14 protein-coding genes, 1 tRNA gene and 1 other RNA gene are annotated in these 17,531 nt (G+C 30.8%); 8 read left to right on the top strand and 8 right to left on the bottom strand.

Annotated features, from left to right (window positions below; all coding sequences use genetic code 11):
• The first annotated feature begins 26 nt into the window (after nt 1-26).
• Together DYE58_RS02220 and DYE58_RS02215 are read left to right on the top strand one after the other, a co-directional pair.
• A complete protein-coding gene (locus DYE58_RS02220) occupies nt 27-719 on the top strand; it encodes a response regulator transcription factor (protein ID WP_004818995.1) in 693 nt (230 codons plus the stop codon).
• Nucleotides 719-1,936: a sensor histidine kinase gene (locus DYE58_RS02215; protein ID WP_004818992.1), complete on the top strand. Its 1,218-nt coding sequence runs from the start codon at nt 719-721 to the stop codon at nt 1,934-1,936. The genes DYE58_RS02220 and DYE58_RS02215 overlap by 1 nt, the downstream gene beginning before the upstream one ends.
• On the opposite strand, the gene DYE58_RS02210 is transcribed toward DYE58_RS02215, so the two are convergent.
• Together DYE58_RS02210 and DYE58_RS02205 are read right to left on the bottom strand one after the other, a co-directional pair.
• Entirely contained in the window at nt 1,914-3,503 is a 1,590-nt protein-coding gene (locus tag DYE58_RS02210) for a hypothetical protein (protein WP_004818990.1), read from the bottom strand. The genes DYE58_RS02215 and DYE58_RS02210 overlap by 23 nt on opposite strands.
• Entirely contained in the window at nt 3,493-4,398 is a 906-nt protein-coding gene (locus DYE58_RS02205; RefSeq protein WP_004818988.1) for an FUSC family protein, read from the bottom strand. The genes DYE58_RS02210 and DYE58_RS02205 overlap by 11 nt, the downstream gene beginning before the upstream one ends.
• A 212-nt stretch (nt 4,399-4,610) precedes the next feature.
• Here DYE58_RS02205 and hpf point away from each other — a divergent pair, with 212 nt between their 5' ends.
• Entirely contained in the window at nt 4,611-5,147 is a 537-nt protein-coding gene (hpf, locus tag DYE58_RS02200) for a ribosome hibernation-promoting factor, HPF/YfiA family (protein ID WP_004818985.1), read from the top strand.
• 72 nt (nt 5,148-5,219) lie between these two features.
• Here hpf and DYE58_RS02195 read toward each other — a convergent pair whose 3' ends face one another.
• The 6 genes from DYE58_RS02195 to DYE58_RS02170 form a co-directional block, all read right to left on the bottom strand.
• Nucleotides 5,220-6,164: a C39 family peptidase gene (locus tag DYE58_RS02195; protein WP_004818984.1), complete on the bottom strand. Its 945-nt coding sequence runs from the start codon at nt 6,162-6,164 to the stop codon at nt 5,220-5,222.
• Between the two features lie 544 nt (nt 6,165-6,708).
• On the bottom strand, nt 6,709-9,954 hold the full coding sequence (locus DYE58_RS02190) for a transglutaminase domain-containing protein (protein ID WP_147285872.1): 3,246 nt from the start codon (nt 9,952-9,954) through the stop codon (nt 6,709-6,711).
• Nucleotides 9,955-10,338: 384 nt separating this feature from the next.
• Nucleotides 10,339-10,681: a transfer-messenger RNA gene (ssrA, locus tag DYE58_RS02185) on the bottom strand.
• Nucleotides 10,682-10,711: 30 nt separating this feature from the next.
• Nucleotides 10,712-11,269: a VanZ family protein gene (locus DYE58_RS02180; protein ID WP_147285871.1), complete on the bottom strand. Its 558-nt coding sequence runs from the start codon at nt 11,267-11,269 to the stop codon at nt 10,712-10,714.
• A 2-nt stretch (nt 11,270-11,271) separates the two neighbouring features.
• Entirely contained in the window at nt 11,272-11,907 is a 636-nt protein-coding gene (locus DYE58_RS02175) for an HAD family hydrolase (RefSeq protein ID WP_004821912.1), read from the bottom strand.
• A gap of 104 nt (nt 11,908-12,011) precedes the next feature.
• Nucleotides 12,012-12,088, bottom strand: a tRNA-Pro gene (locus DYE58_RS02170).
• A gap of 270 nt (nt 12,089-12,358) precedes the next feature.
• On the opposite strand from DYE58_RS02170, the gene DYE58_RS02165 reads away from it, so the two are divergent.
• Genes DYE58_RS02165 through clpX form a run of 5 tightly spaced genes read left to right on the top strand, consistent with a single transcriptional unit; the run spans nt 12,359 to nt 17,525 of the window.
• Complete coding sequence (locus tag DYE58_RS02165) at nt 12,359-14,053, top strand: proline--tRNA ligase (RefSeq protein ID WP_004821914.1); 1,695 nt, start codon at nt 12,359-12,361, stop codon at nt 14,051-14,053.
• A 6-nt stretch (nt 14,054-14,059) separates the two neighbouring features.
• Nucleotides 14,060-14,275 (top strand): YdbC family protein, encoded by a 216-nt coding sequence (locus DYE58_RS02160; protein WP_004821916.1) that lies wholly within the window; start codon nt 14,060-14,062, stop codon nt 14,273-14,275.
• A 60-nt stretch (nt 14,276-14,335) separates the two neighbouring features.
• Nucleotides 14,336-15,664, top strand: a complete 1,329-nt coding sequence (gene tig, locus DYE58_RS02155) for a trigger factor (protein WP_004821918.1) — start codon at nt 14,336-14,338, stop codon at nt 15,662-15,664.
• A 29-nt stretch (nt 15,665-15,693) separates the two neighbouring features.
• Nucleotides 15,694-16,278: an ATP-dependent Clp endopeptidase proteolytic subunit ClpP gene (gene clpP, locus DYE58_RS02150; protein ID WP_004821921.1), complete on the top strand. Its 585-nt coding sequence runs from the start codon at nt 15,694-15,696 to the stop codon at nt 16,276-16,278.
• A gap of 8 nt (nt 16,279-16,286) precedes the next feature.
• Nucleotides 16,287-17,525 carry an ATP-dependent Clp protease ATP-binding subunit ClpX gene (gene clpX / locus DYE58_RS02145; RefSeq protein WP_004821922.1) on the top strand — a complete coding sequence of 413 codons (1,239 nt, stop codon included), beginning with the start codon at nt 16,287-16,289 and terminating at the stop codon, nt 17,523-17,525.
• Nucleotides 17,526-17,531: the final 6 nt, after the last annotated feature.

The following is a 17,531-nucleotide window of genomic DNA, read 5'->3' as shown; positions in this document are numbered from 1 at the left end:
ATTGTACAATTTTGAAAGGAGATTTTATGAACTATAAAATTTTAGTTTGTGATGATGAACAAGATATAGTAAGGGCTATTCAAATTTATTTGTCAGCTGAAGGATATGAAATTTTTACTGCAAATGACGGATTGGAAGCTCTAGATATTTTAAAAAGAGAAGAAATTCATCTTGTTATAATGGACCTTATGATGCCGAATATGGATGGAATATCAGCCATATTAAAAATAAGAGAGGACCACAATATTCCAATTATTATTTTATCTGCTAAGAGTGAAATCACAGATAAAATAATAGGCTTAAATGTTGGTGCTGATGATTATATAACTAAGCCATTTAATGCGATAGAACTTGTGGCAAGAGTGAATTCTACGTTGAGAAGATTTATGAGTTTGGGTTCAGCTAGCATAGACAGCGGCACTTATCAAATTGGAAGAGTTACAGTTAATGATATGTCAAAAGAAGTCTTTGTAGACAATCAAAAAGTTAGTTTAACTCCTTATGAATATAAAATTTTACTCTTACTTATGAAAAATAAGTCAAAGGTATTTTCTTCAGATGAAATTTATTCAGAAGTTTGGGAAGAAGAAGCACATGATGTAAAGAAAGTAATATCAGTGCATATATCACATTTGAGAGATAAAATAGAAATTAATCCAAGAAAGCCTGATTTGATAAAGTCAGTTTACGGAATGGGTTATAAGATAGAGGGTAAATAATGACGACTAAAAAGGGTATCTTAAAAAAGGTGGTACGACATTTTAAGAATACAAATTTTTTAGAATCTACTTTTTTAAGTCTTATGGTATTGTTCGGTGCTTTTTTCTCCGTGTATGGATATATTTTGGCAATTGGTATTTTTTCAATAATTATAATGCATAAAGTTTTAGATGGAGATTTAATTGACAGTATCTTTACATTGAAGCTGTTTTTAAATTCATCTGGAAATAAAATGTATACAGTATTTGGAGTGCTGAATATATTTATATTATTTACCATGATGGTTATGGATTATAACTTTTTTTCGTCATTTTTAAATTTAATAGTATTTAAGATTATCTTTTCTGGCGAAGATATTTATGTGCAAAATGAAATTTTAAATACGGCAATTGAAGACTTATATAATTTTGGAGAGTCTTTTGAAAAATCAACTTTGGCAAATAGAAAGACTACAAGGACACTTGATATGTTATCTTCAATCAAAGAACAGATAAAGACTTCTATAAATAAGTCTATGGAAACGGAAAGATTAAAAACTGAATTAATAACCAATATTTCACACGATTTAAAGACTCCTCTGACATCAATTATAAATTATGCGGATATACTCTCTAAAAAGACCGAAATGGACGATGAAGCAAGGGAATATATAGGAGTGCTTGGAAGAAATTCTGAGAGGCTTAGAAGCCTTATAATTGATTTAATTTATGCATCAAAGACTGGAAGTGGTGCAATAAAAGTAGAGAAAGTATTTATCGATTTTAATGAATTGGTAAGTCAAATATATGGCGATTTCGATGAGGTTCTAAATAAAAAAGGACTTGAGTTCATATATGACTATGATAACGAAGAGATAAATCTATACACAGACCCTGGGATTGTATCTAGAATAGTGCAAAATTTAATATCAAATGCATATAAATATTCTAAGCCAGGTACTAAAATATTGTGTTGTACAAAAATAGAAGATGGATACATTCATTTTGAAATGAAAAATGAATCGAATATTCCGATTAAGGAAAATGAAACGGATTTATTAAATGAGTTGGTTAAATCAGAAAAAGCCAGAACCACTGAAGGCTCCGGCTTGGGATTGTATATAACTAAAAATTTGGTTGAAATTTTAGGTGGGGAATTTCATATAGTAGTAGACAACACAACTTTTATAGCTGTTGCAATACTACCGATAGAAACTAACGATAGTCCTTCAAACTGATGATGTTATTGGCTGGTGAGCTATAGTAATTTAAAATTGCCGTAGCTGTATTTGAAAGTTTAACAACTCTATCGACATCAACCAAACCAATTCTCGAGAAGCCTTCTATAAAGTGTAATTCTTCTTGAGTTAACTCGTCCAAATCAATCTCAGAGACTTTTAATTTTTCAAATAGAGAGTTAAAAATCGTAGAGAACTCTTTGACCTTTATAGGAGGATATATTTCGCTTAAGAAATCTACATTAAATATAGAAGTGTAGATTAAAGCGAGTATTTCTTCTTCTTCAAAATTTAAAAAATTATCTAAAAGGGGAGTTAGAATGACTTCATCATAAACTTCAACTAAGCCTTTTGACTTTAAAAATCTATATAGAAAATCTACATAAGGGAAGTGGTAAGCGGTATAGCTTGTCACTTTTTTTGTTGGGTTAACTTCCAAGGCATCTGCCAATATCTGGACTGATTTAGAAGTTAAAGCAGCAGTTGTCCTAGACTCGACGATGGATTCTGTACCTAAAATTTCTTCTATTTTCTCTAAATCTGAAACTACTCTATGAGGTGTTTCAATAAGTTTTAAAAGATTTTCATCGTAGTAAAAACCGTTAGTTGATTTTTTTAAAGTTCTAATCAAATTAAAGATGTTTTGTTTAACTTCTTTTAAGTTTGAAAGTGCTAATTTGTAATCATCTCTAAACCTTGAAAAGAATTTATATACATCAATCACTGTTTCCAAAACTGCAAATAGTTCGGATTCATTTTTGAAGTATCCATTTTTAACAGCAGTTGTAAAGCATTCATAAAAATTAATTCTTTTAAAAGATGAATAATTATAGTTTTGCGGCAATAAAATTCTCATATAAAAGATACTGAGCAGCTCAGTTGAATTAAAAAACTTTTCGCTCCCAAACGAAGACATTTGCATGTATAGGGAGAGTTCAGGTCTATTAAACATAAGTGTAGAGATAGCACCTGTGGCAAATAAATCGACGTCCACACTTAGCAAGTTCTCATCAAGAGTGCTTGCAAAATAAAGCATAAATAAATCATAAGAGCTACATTTTAACTGTTTTAAATCTAAAGTTTCAAGAGAACGTAATCGATTGAACTCATCTATTACAGCTTCTGCGTGAAGAAATGTCATAGGGAGATAATCTCCATAGATAAAGTATTCGCCGTCAATTTCTAAAACTCTACATATTAAAAATTCTCCGGGAGATACGTCTTCGGGAAAGTTTGAAAGATTTATACTTTTTCCAAGAAGTCTATCTTCAGCTCCTTTTTCAAATAACTCTAAAACAGTTATGTAAGAGTTCGTTAAGTTTTCCAAAAGAACATCAGCATCATCAAATAAAGACATATTTGCAAAATATAAAAATCTTTCTTTAAAGGCTGATTCATTTTTTTGTCTATCTAGTAAAACTAGAGATTTAGGGAGTAAAGGACCAAATATGTCAGATATTTGGTAATAAATCGAATCGCCGGTGTCATTAACTTGTACAAAATCATCTAAAAGGTAGTAAAAGGTTTCTAAAAAATTATATTTTTCTATTGTATTTTCAAATTTCATTAATATTCAACAACTCTCTTAAATTTTCTAAATTAAATAATATTTTCTTTATATGAAGATTATACATCTCATTTATATCGCCTTCAAGCGAGCCGTTATTTAACAATGTGATGTGAAATTTATCTTCAAGTCGGCTTATTATACTTGGTTTTAGTTTTGGTTTTTCTTCGATAGAATTTAGTAATAAAAATCTGAGATGAATATCATCAAATGCCCTTATAGCTCTTCTCGCATTCTCAATATCCAAGTCGGGATGTATTGGAGCATTGGACTCTTCTAAAAGAACTTTATATTGAGCTTTTATCTTTTCAAAGGACGACTCAAAATTAGAAATATCATGCTCTTTTGTAAATACTAAATTAAGTAGAGCAGACCTTGCATTGAAAAAAGAATCATTGCCTATGGCAGTAAAGTTTTCGTTGACATCAGGAGTTGATAAAAGATAGTTTATTACAAGAGAAACTACAAGACCCAAAAAAGTACCTAACACTCTCTCTATACCATATATTATCTGACTCTCAGGATAAACAAAGGAAGCTATATAGACGATGCACGATAGTATAACCATATCCTTTAGATTAAATGCAACTAAAATATAAATTATAAAAATTATACCAAGACCACCAACTATTGGAGTTAGATAGTGTGGCGCTGGAATCAAACTTAAGAGAAAACCCAGCACGACTCCGAAGATAGTTGTAAACATTCTAACCCTGAAATCATTAAAACTCTCAGCAAAAGAATTTTTCATTCCACTTATAGAAGCTATTGAAGTAAAGATAGGTGTGTTTAAATTTAAAACATCCGATAAATACAGACCTAATGTTACTGCCAAAGCAGTTTTTAAATTTCTCATTCCTATTTTCGTATTAAAATTAAAATTTATTTTTTTCATAATTCACCTACTAATATTATACCAAAAGAGAAGTTATAACTAACAAATCCACAGAGATAATAACAATAAAAGCTTAAAAAATACACTTTTCAACAAAGTTATACACATTATCCACAGGGAAAATATTAACAAATAAAATTTGATGTATTAATATTATGAGTTATGGGTATAATAAAAACAAGAATTAATAAATTCTTGAGAGGAGTGTTACTATGAAATTAAAATTAATAGGAAAAAATCTTGACTTAACCCAAAGCTTAAAAGAACAAAGTGAAAAGAAATTAGAAAAGTTAGACAGATACTTTGATGAAGAAGTAGAAGTTAGGGCGGTATTATCTGTAGAGAAGGATAATAGAACAGTCGAGGTAACAGTCTTCTTGCCGGGTACAATATTAAGAGCTGAAGATACTTCTGATGATATGTATGCTTCTATTGACGCGACAATTGACATCCTTGAAAGACAGATTAGAAAATACAAGACTAGATTAAAGAATAGATATCAAGACCCTAAGACAATTAGATTTGAAAATATCGAATCACTTTCTGAAGAAGAAACAGAAGAATCTAAAATTGTAAAGAGAAAGACGTTTACTTTAAAACCTATGATGGAAGAAGAAGCAGAAATGCAGATGGATTTACTGAATCATAATTTCTTTATTTACCTAAATGCAGAGACTGAAGAAATTGATTTACTATATAGAAGAAATGACGGTAATTTAGGACTTATAGAAGTAGAAGTCGAAAGATAAAATTTAATAATTATTTAATTTTAAAAGGAAGCAGATTAATTTCTACTTCCTTTTTTGTTAGGGATTTTAAATTTATTTTACAGGGGAAACAACGATATAGTTTTGAAGTTGGTAAGGTTTTTGAACTATATTGTAATCGCTCCACATTGTAAAGAATCTTTCTAAAGGATATACATAGTATCCATCTTGAGAATGGTCTGTTACATCGTATGAATCAGCGAATATCAATACATCATCGCTGACAGTTGGAGTTGACATATTATCATATCCGATAATTGTAAGCCAGTGTCCGCCCCAATCGCCCCATTCAACCATGATAGGAATGTTTTTATCTAGGTATTTTTTTAACCACTTTACAAAATGTGAATCCTTAGCATCTTCAACAAAATTTGTAGAATTAGCTACATTGTCTGAAGTGTATAGAGCTAAAGGAGAAAAAGTAGGTTTCTTATTACCAACAGCATTAGGAGTTGCTTGTCCTGCTTTAGTAAATTGATTTGAGTCTATTTTTTCATCGTAGTTTGTATCTAATATTTTAAAAGTTTTGCTATTTTTAAAATATTGAGCCATTTGAGGTAGGGAAGTTCCATACTCTCCAAAATTATTAGCAGTACCGATTTCAGCGTTTGGAACATCTAAGTCTGTAGAAGACTTCATAGCTTTTGCAAGTTCAAGCTCTGTTATCTTTTTATCGCCTAAATAGTTCATGACCATAAGCGCTGCCGCGTTGCCACAAGACCATTCAGTAGATTGTTGGTAAGTTTTAAACTTAGGTAGAATTGTCAAAGACTTAGAAGACTTCATATTGTAAAAGTCAGGTGCTTTGTAATATGGAGACTCTTGATGGTCAGCAGAATATAGCGCCGCACGAGCTCCGCCTTTTTCATCAATTGGAGAATTTAGTATAGTACGTTCCTTCTCATTTGCGATGTTTCTACTTTGTACATTTGCATAAATGCTTCCGCTACCTACTAAAATAGTTGCAGATAATAAAGCGGTTAAAAGTTTTTTGTTCAATAAAAATACCTCCTAAAAATAAAAATTTATATAGAATATTGTAACAAAAAACTTTGAAAAAATATATAAAAATTTAGTATATTAAGCTTAAAAATTAATATAATAAATAAAAATAATTAATAATATTGAGTGATTATTTTTTAATTATATACTTAAAATAGACTAGTAAAACATAAACTATTTCAAGGTCTCGTAGAATCTAATTTTTTGCTTTCTCCATAATAAAAAATTTGAAAATTCCCGTCAAGGGTAAAGGCTATGCCTTGGTCTAACGACCAACCCTTGACAAAAATTCTCAAATTTTTAAAAAAACAATTAGGCAAAAAAAGGTGGATTTTTAGTATAAATCTTGACCTTTTAATTTAGTTGTGCCAAAATTAGCTTACAAATATTCATAAAATTTAATTTTTGAATATATTAAATTTTAAGATATTTTTTAGAAAATATTAGCCATATCCTATCAGGAGGGGCTGATACACAAAACTTTTCACATTACATACACTTACCTTTTAACACTACCTACAGACCCATTTATTTTTGTTTTCTATGCTTCTTCTGTTCCTGTTTCTACTTCTGCTTCTTTTGAAATTTCTTCTACAGACTCTAAATCTTTTGATTCTTCTGCTATATTTTCTTCTGTAACTTCTAATAATGTTTCATCAGAAGGTCTAACCATTTTTAGCAACTCTTTATTTTCTTTATCTTTTTGTTTTACTTCTTTTTCTCTATTTGTAAAATCTTCTGAACCTACTATTTCTATTTTTGTATCTCCATCAACTGATTTTTCATATTTAAATGTTTCTTCTGTGTAATCTTCAGGAGCTTTTTCTACATAATCTTCATCCCATGTTCTTGTTTTCTTCATTGTTTCATCTGATTTTAAGAAGTTATCATATGTTTTAAAGTTAGGGTCTGATGTGTATAGTTTACCATTTCTAAATACCTTTGGGTCATCATGTGTTACGTCTATATGATACCATTTTCCGTCAACCTTAACTGCATTCCATGCGTGGTTCTGTTGGTCTGTACTTTGAATATTAAAGTTTTCGGCTTTAATTTTCTTGTGCTTTTCTTCTAGTTTTTTAGCTCTCATATCATCATCTTTTATCTTATTTGGTGATATGTGGAATCCTACTACTACTTTTGAGTCCAAGCCTGCTCTTTCTGCCATTCTTGCAAATGTCATTGCATAGGCTTCACAGACCCCACCATCTCCAAATAGGATTGAACTTGGAAGTTGTTCATTATAATTTTTTCTTTCTAAGTCTACTTTGTTATCATTAACTTTATAGTTTGTATTTTCTATGATGTAGTCATGAATTACTTTAACTTTTTGTACTTCTGTTAAATCCTTACCTTCTATATTTTCTTTAATATACTTATCTATTTTATCTTCTATTTGTTTTAAAGTTTCCTTATTCTCACCATAATTAAATGTTAATTCTACATTCCCTTTTCTGTCATTTTCTGTTAAGTTATTTATAGAATCCATTGTAGTATAATATGTGAAATTCCAGTTCCTAACATATCTTACGTTTGCATCTGTAGATTTATTGTTAAGTTCTGTAATTACATCTTTTACTTCTCCAACCTTAGCTACAAATTGTGCTTGTGGTGCAAGATAATAGATGTGTTTCTTTAAAAATTCTTTTAAACCTTCTTTATTACCCGTAAAATCTCTTTCATTGAACTTTAAAACTTTATCATAATCTATTTTATCTTTCTTTATTTCTGCAATTGTAACAGAATCCATTGTTTTTTCTGTAACTTCTTCTTTTTCTTGTTCTTTTTCTTGTTCTTCTTTTTCTTTTTCAGCTAGTTTTTCTTCTTTTAATCTGTTAATTTCTTCTTTTGTCTTGATATCTGTTAGAAATTCTATGTCTTTGATACCCTTTTCTGTTAATTCTCTAATTGCATCTGCTCTTGCTTCTGCTAGTGCTAATTTATGTTGTTCTAATCTTTTTAGACCCTCTTTTTCTATTTCTTCTTTTGTTTTTAAATTATCTAAGAATGAAATATCTTGTATACCCTCTCTTTGTAATAACTCTTTATAGCTTTCTAGCATTTCTATTCTATCTGTTTGTTCTCTTGCTGCTTGTTCTCTTGCTGCTTGTTCTCTTGCTGCTTGTTCTCTTGCTGCTTGTTCTCTTGCTGCTTGTTCTCTTGCTGCTTGTTCTCTTGCTGCTTGTTCTTTTGCTGCTTGTTCTCTTGCTGCTTGTTCTTTTGCTGCTTGTTTGTGTTCTTCTATTTTCTTTTCTACTTCTCTGTTTAGTTCTTCTACTGTTTTGTAATTATAGATAAAATCTGTTTCTTTTACCCCTGCTGCTTGTAGTTTTTGTAGTGCTTCGTTTTGTGCTAATTTTAATTTCTTTTGTTTTTCTTGTTCTTCTTTTTGTTTTCTTTCTAATTCTTTTTGACGAACTGCTTTTTCATGTGCGATTCTATCTCTTTCTTCTTGTGCTTTTATTGCATTTTCATATAGTTGCTTTATAATATATGGATTTCCATTTTCTAAAATTGCATATTCTGTGGCTTTATCATTAATACCCATCTTCCTTAGTTGGTCGATATATGCATCTTTTAACCCTCTAAATAACTCTCTGTCTGGTTTTCCAATTGTTTCTTTATATTTTGTTACATCTGGGAAGTCATCTTCTAATGGTGCTACAAATTCTGGTTTTTTTTCTGATGGTGCTGGTTTAAGATTAATTTCTCCATCTTTTGTTTCTGTTAAGTGTTTTAATTGTTCTTCTGTATATTGTCCTTTTACATCTTTATAATCTTCTTCTCTGTTGTATTGTTCAAAGTCTATTGGGTTTTCATCATAACCTGTAATTATTTCTATTTTTGTTTTTTTCCTACTATCTTCTGTTTCTGTTAAGTGTTTTAGTTGTTCTTCTGTATATTGTCCTTTTACTTCTTCTTTATTGTATTGTTCAAAGTCTATTGGGTTTTCATCATAACCTGTGATTATTTCTGGTTTAAATGGTTTTATTGGTTTTAATGGTTCTACTTTTTTATTGTCTTTTGATTTCTCTATTTTCGGTTCTTGTTTTGTTGTCTTTTGGTCTTTATATATTAATTCTGCTAAATCTTCAAAATATCTATTTTCCCATTCTTTAAATTCTACATATTCGTATGATGTTTGTACTTCTGCTTTCTTTAAGTTGTCTTTTGTTTCTTCTTCTATTGTGTGTAGTGCAAATTCTGCTTTTACTTCTTTATCTGATTTGATTTGTGATGCAAAGTAACCCTCTTTTGTGTTAATTAAGATTTGTTTTGTTTCTGGGTGTTTATAATACCCTATGTTTAATACTTTTGCTAAATCTGATAGTCTAAAATAGTTTCTTCCATTGATTAGAAAACCCTTTAAGTTAAAGTATTTTCCGTTTACCATTATTTTATGTTTTGTATTTAGTACTAATGTATTTAAAAAGTTTCCTTCTTTTGCTTGTGTTTCTAATACTGTTTTTAATGCTTCTCTATTTTTAACATCTGTGCCTAGTTTGATTTCTTGTTTTGCATCATCAAAGTTGATTTTAACCCCTTTGCTTGCGTTTGCATTGATTATGTTTACAAATTCTCTTAATTGTATATAGTTTGTTCCCCCAATTTCTACATTTTGCATATTGCTGGATTTTTTATTTTCTAGGTTTATTTTCTTTGTTGTTTCTTTTATTTTGAGGTTGTTTTGTCCTACCCCTTGTACTGAATTTGTGTTTGCTACTGTTCCTAATAGTGTTCCAAATACAATCCCTTTTAGTATTACATTCTTTACGTTTTCATTCATCTTATATTTCCTTTCTTTTCTTTTTGATGGGAGTACCATCAGCCTTTTTAGTGTCCTTAAATTCTTTTGTATTTACAATATTTGTTAGACTTATTAGTACTAGACCTGTTATGATGGTTGCTAGTTTTAAATTTTTGCATATGTTTTCCTGACTGCTTACTAGTATAATACACTTAAATTAGAAAAAAGAAAATAGAAATAAATAAAAATAAATATTATTAAATTAAGGGTTAAAGTATAAATAAAAACACTTATTTAAAAGAAATAGTAAGTATAAAACTTTATAATGAACTGACCTCATAATGCTAAATTTCTTGGTCCAACTTTAGGGGTTCAGTTTACATAAAAAATCCAACCTTGTAAAATACAAGGTTGGATTTAGTGTGGTGGAGGCGGCGGGAGTCGAACCCGCGTCCGAAAGCCCTTTACAGACAGCTTCTCCGAGTGCAGTTACATCATTTAAATTCGATTTAAATCCTCGACGAACAAAGTATTTAAATTATAACAACATTAATACCCACTAAGCTATGTTGTCTTCCCTAGTTTTGTGTCCCGTTAATTTGACACCTTACTCTAAGCCACGGGGTTCAAAGAGAAGATGAGCTGCGCTTAGGCAGCAAACGCTAATTCGTTATTGTCGTTTAATTTTTTTTGAGACTTTTACGTTGTTCTCAAAACGACTCGCTACTGTAAGCTCCAAACCCCCGTCGAAACCAGTTTCGCCCCCAAGGTAAGTAAGACCATTATAAATTAAAAACTACTTTCGGTCAATTAAACTTAAATAATAACCAAAGATTCCGCCAATAAAATTTAATAAAAAATCATCTATATCAAAAGTTCGGCCAACTGTGAGTTGTATAATTTCTATTGATAAAATGGCCATGGCAAGTATTAGAGAAATACTCTTTGCTTTTTTTAATTGAGGATATATTTTTGTGAGTAGGTATCCAAATGGAACGAATAAAAATGTATTTCCAAAGATATTTAATATTGTATGAGATATACTGGCATATAATATATAGTTTCTAATAGTTCTAAAAGGAACTAAATTTATTTTAGAATGTTCCAATATATTTTTGAAATTTCCTGCCATGTCAAAATATTGCGTGCTGTTAGAGCCGACAACGTATGAGTTTGGCATAAAAAGGAATATGCTCATAGTCAATATATAAGAATAGAAAATACTGATATATAGTTCTCTAATTGGTGAAGAACCTTTTTTCAAATGAGGGAAAAAATGAGTTCTTATAATTGAGAAACAAATAAATGTTACTGAAAATATTATTATCGCCTTTGAAAGAAAAAATAAAATCAATTTTATATCATCCAATCTGTAAAATTTTCTATATAGAAATCACACTCTTTTTTGAGCATTTCATAGTTGGCAATTGAATATTGGTCAATTACACAACAAGTTTTTATTCCGGATTTTTTTGCAGCCAATAGGGCAAATTCAGAATCATCAAATAGAAGTGTAGAGCTTGCTGAAATATTTTCAATGTTTAATATTTTATCAAAGAATTTAGGAGAATCTTTTTTCTCACCAACGGTATCTGATGTGTATATTCCGTCAAAATAATGGTATATTCCAAATTTATCTAAAGTAGGCTTTACAAATTCTTCATTTGTAGCAGTTGCAAGCAGTACTTTTTTTCCAAGTTTTTTATATTTTTTTAAAACTTCTATAGCGCCAACTTTAGGGTCTACTTCATTTAAATAGAAATACATTACTGTATTTTTAAAATCTTTATGAATTTTATCTGAGCTTTCTGGAAGGTTGTAATATTCTTTTAAAAAAGCTGAACTCATTACAAGGCTCATAGTGCTCATAGTTTTAATGACGTCATCTGTTATTTTTAGATTTTTACGAAGTAGAAAGTTACTTCCCAGATTTTTCCACATATGCATGGAATCTAAGAGAGTACCATCTAAATCGAACATAATTGTGTTCATATAAGCTCCTTATTTATAGAAATATAAACCTTATAAGAAATAAGGTTTATCTCATTGTTTAAATTTAGGTATAAAAAAAGCACCGCTAATGCGATGCTTTTTGATGGTCGGGGTGAGAGGATTTGAACCCCCGGCCCCATGGTCCCAAACCACGTGCGCTACCAAACTGCGCTACACCCCGAAATCAAAGTACTAATAAATTATAATTCTATTATGACAATTTTGCAAGTCTTTTTTTGTATCTTTTAAAAAGTTTTTTATAAGACTTTGAAATTAATCATTTTTTGAATTCAATTAATTTGTTCTACCATTGTACATAATTTTTTAAAGAAAAACAATAAATTTTTGAATAAAAATGAAAATTTATATATAGATTGGCTAAATTACTTGAATTAGACTTATTTTAATAATATAATTATATGGCAAATTGTAAGAGGAATTGGAGGAATTTATGAAACTTTCTAAATTATATATGCCAACCCTTAGGGAAGCACCTCAAGATGCGGAAATAGCATCTCATAAATTGTTGTTAAGAGGAGCTTTTATTCGAAAATCTGCAAGTGGAATATATTCATACTTGCCTTTAGGATATAGAGTGGTAAGAAAGATTGAAAATATTGTAAGAGAAGAAATGGACAGAGCGGGAAGTCAAGAGATACTAATGTCTGCAATACAACCCAAAGAAATTTGGGAAGCATCAGGCAGATGGGATAGATTTGGCCCTGAGATGTTTAAATTAAAAGATAGACATGAAAGGGAGTTTTGTCTTGGACCGACTGCTGAAGAGTATTTTACAACTCTAATAAAGGACGAAGTAAAATCTTACAAGCAACTTCCTCTAAATTTATATCAAATACAGACAAAGTATAGAGATGAAAAGAGACCTAGATTTGGAGTTAATAGAGCGAGAGAATTTAGTATGAAGGATGCTTATTCTTTTGATATTGATCCTGAGGGAATGAAAAAGTCTTATCAAGAAATGTATGATGCATATGAAAAGATATTTGACAGAATAGGACTTGAATATGTTGTTGTTGAAGGCGACAATGGAGCCATGGGAGGAAACCAATCTCATGAATTTATAGCTCTTGCAGACACTGGAGAAGGTGTAATTGCTTATGGTACTGGATATGCAGCAACTGCTGAAAAGGCAAAAGTAGTTTATCCCGAAGTTCCAGATGAAGAGGCAAGAGAGCTTGAAGAAGTTCATACACCTAATACTAAGACTATAGAAGAAGTTTCAAGCTATCTTGGTGAAGAAAAATCAAGATGTTTAAAGGCTGTTGATTTTATGGTTCAAGAAAAACCTGTAGTAGTTTTTATACCTGGAGATAGAGAAATCAACATGGCAAAACTTGAAGGTTACTTGGGCGTTCCTGAACATGAAATAGAAGCGATGAATGATGAACAAATAAAGAGCATAGGAAGTGTGCAAGGATTTACCGGACCTATGGGAATAGATGCAAGACTTATTTTTGATTCATCTGTTGCAAGACTTCACAATTTAATAGTTGGAGCTAATAAGGAAGATTACCATATAAAGAATGCAAACTACGGAAGAGACTTCGAAGGGGAAATTGCTGAAGACTTACTTGAAGTAAAAGAAGGCGATTTAATTGAAGGAACTAATGAAGAATATAAATTTAGACGTGGGGTTGAAGTAGGAAATATATTCCAACTTGGAACTAAGTATTCTGAATCTATAGGAGCAACTTATTTAGATCAAAATGGAAAAGAACAAATCATTTGGATGGGTTCTTATGGTGTTGGAGTAACTAGAACTGTAGCGGCAGTAGTTGAGCAGTTTAATGATGATGACGGAATTATCTGGCCTATATCAGTTGCACCATATCACGTTATAATCACTGTGATGAAGGCAAATGATGAAACTCAAATGGCATTAGGGGAAGAAATTTATAACGAATTGATTTCTAAAGGATATGAAGTTTTACTTGATGACAGGAATGAAAGACCTGGAGTTAAGTTTAAAGATAGAGACCTTATAGGTATTCCTCTAAGAATAACAGTTGGTAAAAAAGCTGACGAAAAAATAGTGGAATATTCTACAAGAAGAGAAAAAAATAATGTTGAAATTGAATTAGGTGAACTTTATAGTAAAATAGAAGTTGACTTTAAAAATAATTGAGGTAATATGGCAGAATTTAAATTTGAAATAACCAGACATGTTGCAACTCTATCAACAAAGAGTAATGGATGGACAAAAGAGCTAAATATGGTTTCATGGAATGAACGTGCTCCCAAATACGATATAAGGGAATGGGACCCAGAGCACATTAAAATGAGCAAGGGAATTACATTTGATGAAGCTGAATTTAATGAGTTAGTTGAAGCAATTAAGAATATATAAAATTAGACTATCTTTTACCAATATGGTATAATGGATTAATTATCATTTACGGAGGATGAAATGACAGATATTAAGAGAGAAAATAACACAGTAAAGTTTGAAATGGTGTTGAAAGCTGAAGAAGTTAAAATCGCCGAAGATACAGTTTTTAAGAAAAATAGAAAGTATTTCCAAGTTCCTGGATTTAGAAAAGGAAAAGTGCCAAGAAAAATAATCGAAAATGTTTATGGCAAAGAAGTATTTTTAGAAGATGCTATCAATGAAATTTTACCTAAGAAATATGAAGAAACTATTGAAGAATTAAAGCTTGAAGTTGTAGACCAGCCGCATGTAAATATTGAAGAAGCTCACTCAGGTGAAGATATTAAAGTTGAAATTTCAGTAGATGTAAAACCTGAAGTTAAAATCGAAGGATATAAAGGGATAGAAGTTGAAGATGTTAAATATGAAGTTACTGAAGAACTTTTAAATGCTGAAATTGACCAACAAAGAAGTCTTAATGCAAGAGTTCTGAACATTGATGATAGAGCAGCTGAAGAAGGAGATAAGGTAAATATCGATTTTGTAGGTAAAGTTGATGGAGAAGAATTTGAAGGTGGAGCTGGAGAAAACCAAGATCTAGTTTTGGGGTCAAATACTTTTATTCCGGGATTTGAAAAACAAATAGAAGGACATAATATTGATGATGAATTTGATGTCAATGTAACTTTCCCGGAAGATTATTTTTCTGAAGATTTAAAGGGAAAAGAAGCTGTATTCTCAGTTAGATTAAATTCAATCTCAAAAGAAGAACTTCCTGAATTAGATGATGAATTCATTAAAGATATTTCAGAATTTGATACAGTTGAAGAATACAAAAATGATTTAAGAGAAAAGAAAGTTAAGCAATTTGAAGAGAGATCAATTGCAGAAAAGAAAGAAGCTATATCTAAGAAATTAGTTGAAATTGTTGAAGTAGACGTTCCAAAGGGAATGGTTGACGCTCAAATCAATACTCAGATGCAAAACTTTGATCAAAATTTACGTAGCCAAGGAATGAACCTTGAAGACTACTTAGGAATGATTGGTGTTGAAGTTAAAGATTTTGCTGAAAACTTAAGAGAAGATGCTCTTAAGCAAGTTAAAAGTGCATTAGCTCTTGAAAAAGTTGCTGAACTTGAAGGTATTGTACCGACTGATGAAGATGTAGATGCTGAAATTGAGAATATAGTAAACCTGTATTTCAAAGATAATGAAGAACAAAAAACAAAAATGAGAGAGTATATGAATGGTTCAAATAGAGAATCCATAAAAGAAGACCTTATGAACAAAAAGACTCTTGATTATTTATATGAGAATGCTAAATTTATAGAACCTGCCGAAGAAACTGATTCTGAAGAGGATAAATAATTTATAAAAGAGAAAAGAAAGGTGATTAAATGGCATTAGTGCCTATGGTAGTTGAGCAAACTGGACGAGGGGAAAGAAGCTACGATATTTATTCAAGATTATTAAAAGAAAGAATAATATTTTTAACAGGCGAGATAAACGACCAAGTAGCAGACCTTGTAGTTGCACAATTATTGTTTTTAGAAGCAGAAGATAATACTAAGGATATTCAAATATATATAAACAGCCCGGGGGGGTCTGTGAGTGCGGGGTTTGCAATCTATGACACTATGCAATATATAAAGTGTGATGTTTCCACAATATGTATGGGTATGGCAGCATCTATGGGAGCATTTCTTTTAATAGCTGGCACAAAGGGGAAGAGATTTGCGCTACCTAATGCAGATATAATGATTCACCAACCTTTGGGAGGAGCTCAAGGACAAGCGACAGACATAAAGATTCAAGCTGAAAAAATTTTAAAAGTAAGAGAACGATTAAATAAAATACTTTCAGAGAGAACCGGTCAACCGTTGGATAAGATAGAGTTAGATACAGACAGAGACTATTATTTAACAGCAGATGAAGCTCTTGAGTACGGTATAATCGATAAAGTAATTGAGAAGAGAAACTGAGGTGTTAAATGGCAAAAGGTACTTTAAATAAAGAGGATGAAATTGCCAGATGTTCTTTTTGTGGTAAAGCGTATAATCAGGTTGACAGACTTATTGCAGGACCAAATGTATACATTTGTAATGAATGCATAGACCTTTGTGAAGAAATTTTAAATGAAGAACAAAAAGAACTTTTAAACACAGAGTTTGATTTGAAAAAACCTGCAGAAATAAAAAACGTGCTTGATCAATATGTTATAAAGCAAGAAAAAGCAAAGAGATCATTAGCGGTGGCTGTATATAATCACTATAAGAGAATTTCAACGCATAGAGATAAAGATGATGTTGAGCTACAAAAATCTAATATTCTAATGGTTGGGCCAACCGGTAGTGGTAAGACTCTTCTGGCTCAAACTTTAGCTAAGGTATTAAATGTTCCGTTTGCAATTGCAGATGCGACAACTCTTACTGAAGCGGGCTATGTTGGTGAAGATGTAGAGAACATCATTTTAAAGTTAGTTCAAGCTGCAGATTATGATATAGAAAAAGCTGAAAAGGGAATAATTTACATTGATGAAATAGACAAGATAGCTAGAAAAGCTGAAAATGTATCTATAACAAGAGATGTAAGTGGAGAGGGTGTACAACAAGCTCTATTGAAAATAATAGAGGGCACAGTAGCTAATGTACCTCCACAAGGCGGAAGAAAGCACCCTAATCAGGAATTTATACAAGTTGATACAACCAACATATTATTTATAGTTGGGGGAGCATTTGACGGAATAGATAGTATCATTGAGTCCAGAACTGAAAAATCTTCTATGGGATTTGGAAGTGAATTAACTGATAAAAATCGTGACAGAGGACTACTTCTAAAGGATGTAAGGACAGAGGACTTTTTAAAATTTGGTTTGATACCTGAGCTTATAGGTCGTCTACCTATAACAGTTACTTTAGAACAGTTGGATGAAGATGCTCTGATTGAAATTTTAACTCAACCTAAAAATGCACTCGTCAAACAATATAAAGCATTGTTAAAGCTTGATGATGTAGAATTAGAGTTTGAGGATGAAGCTCTTAAGTATATTGCAAAGTCTGCAATAGAAAAAAAGGCTGGAGCAAGAGGTCTTAGAAGTATAATAGAAAATACTATAATGGATATAATGTATGAAATACCATCTCGAGATGATGTTGAGAAGGTAATTATAACAAAGGATTCGGTTAGTGGAGACAAGAGTCCAGAGTTAATTTTAAAGAATGTAAATTAATTAGGG

The organism is Peptoniphilus indolicus, from assembly GCF_900454665.1.
GTDB classification, from domain to species: Bacteria; Bacillota; Clostridia; order Tissierellales; family Peptoniphilaceae; genus Peptoniphilus; species Peptoniphilus indolicus.
The sequence above is the reverse complement of the archived record's forward strand: the minus strand, read 5'-3'. Positions and strand labels throughout refer to the sequence as shown.

Excerpts from the sequence above, each read along its gene's own strand:
- DYE58_RS02220 (WP_004818995.1), top strand. The coding sequence starts at position 27 with ATGAACTATAAAATTTTAGTTTGTGATGATGAACAAGATATAGTAAGG.
- DYE58_RS02215 (WP_004818992.1), top strand. The coding sequence starts at position 719 with ATGACGACTAAAAAGGGTATCTTAAAAAAGGTGGTACGACATTTTAAG.
- DYE58_RS02210 (WP_004818990.1), bottom strand. The coding sequence starts at position 3,503 with ATGAAATTTGAAAATACAATAGAAAAATATAATTTTTTAGAAACCTTT.
- DYE58_RS02205 (WP_004818988.1), bottom strand. The coding sequence starts at position 4,398 with ATGAAAAAAATAAATTTTAATTTTAATACGAAAATAGGAATGAGAAAT.
- hpf (WP_004818985.1), top strand. The coding sequence starts at position 4,611 with ATGAAATTAAAATTAATAGGAAAAAATCTTGACTTAACCCAAAGCTTA.
- DYE58_RS02190 (WP_147285872.1), bottom strand. The coding sequence starts at position 9,954 with ATGAATGAAAACGTAAAGAATGTAATACTAAAAGGGATTGTATTTGGA.
- DYE58_RS02175 (WP_004821912.1), bottom strand. The coding sequence starts at position 11,907 with ATGAACACAATTATGTTCGATTTAGATGGTACTCTCTTAGATTCCATG.
- DYE58_RS02165 (WP_004821914.1), top strand. The coding sequence starts at position 12,359 with ATGAAACTTTCTAAATTATATATGCCAACCCTTAGGGAAGCACCTCAA.
- DYE58_RS02160 (WP_004821916.1), top strand. The coding sequence starts at position 14,060 with ATGGCAGAATTTAAATTTGAAATAACCAGACATGTTGCAACTCTATCA.
- tig (WP_004821918.1), top strand. The coding sequence starts at position 14,336 with ATGACAGATATTAAGAGAGAAAATAACACAGTAAAGTTTGAAATGGTG.
- clpP (WP_004821921.1), top strand. The coding sequence starts at position 15,694 with ATGGCATTAGTGCCTATGGTAGTTGAGCAAACTGGACGAGGGGAAAGA.
- clpX (WP_004821922.1), top strand. The coding sequence starts at position 16,287 with ATGGCAAAAGGTACTTTAAATAAAGAGGATGAAATTGCCAGATGTTCT.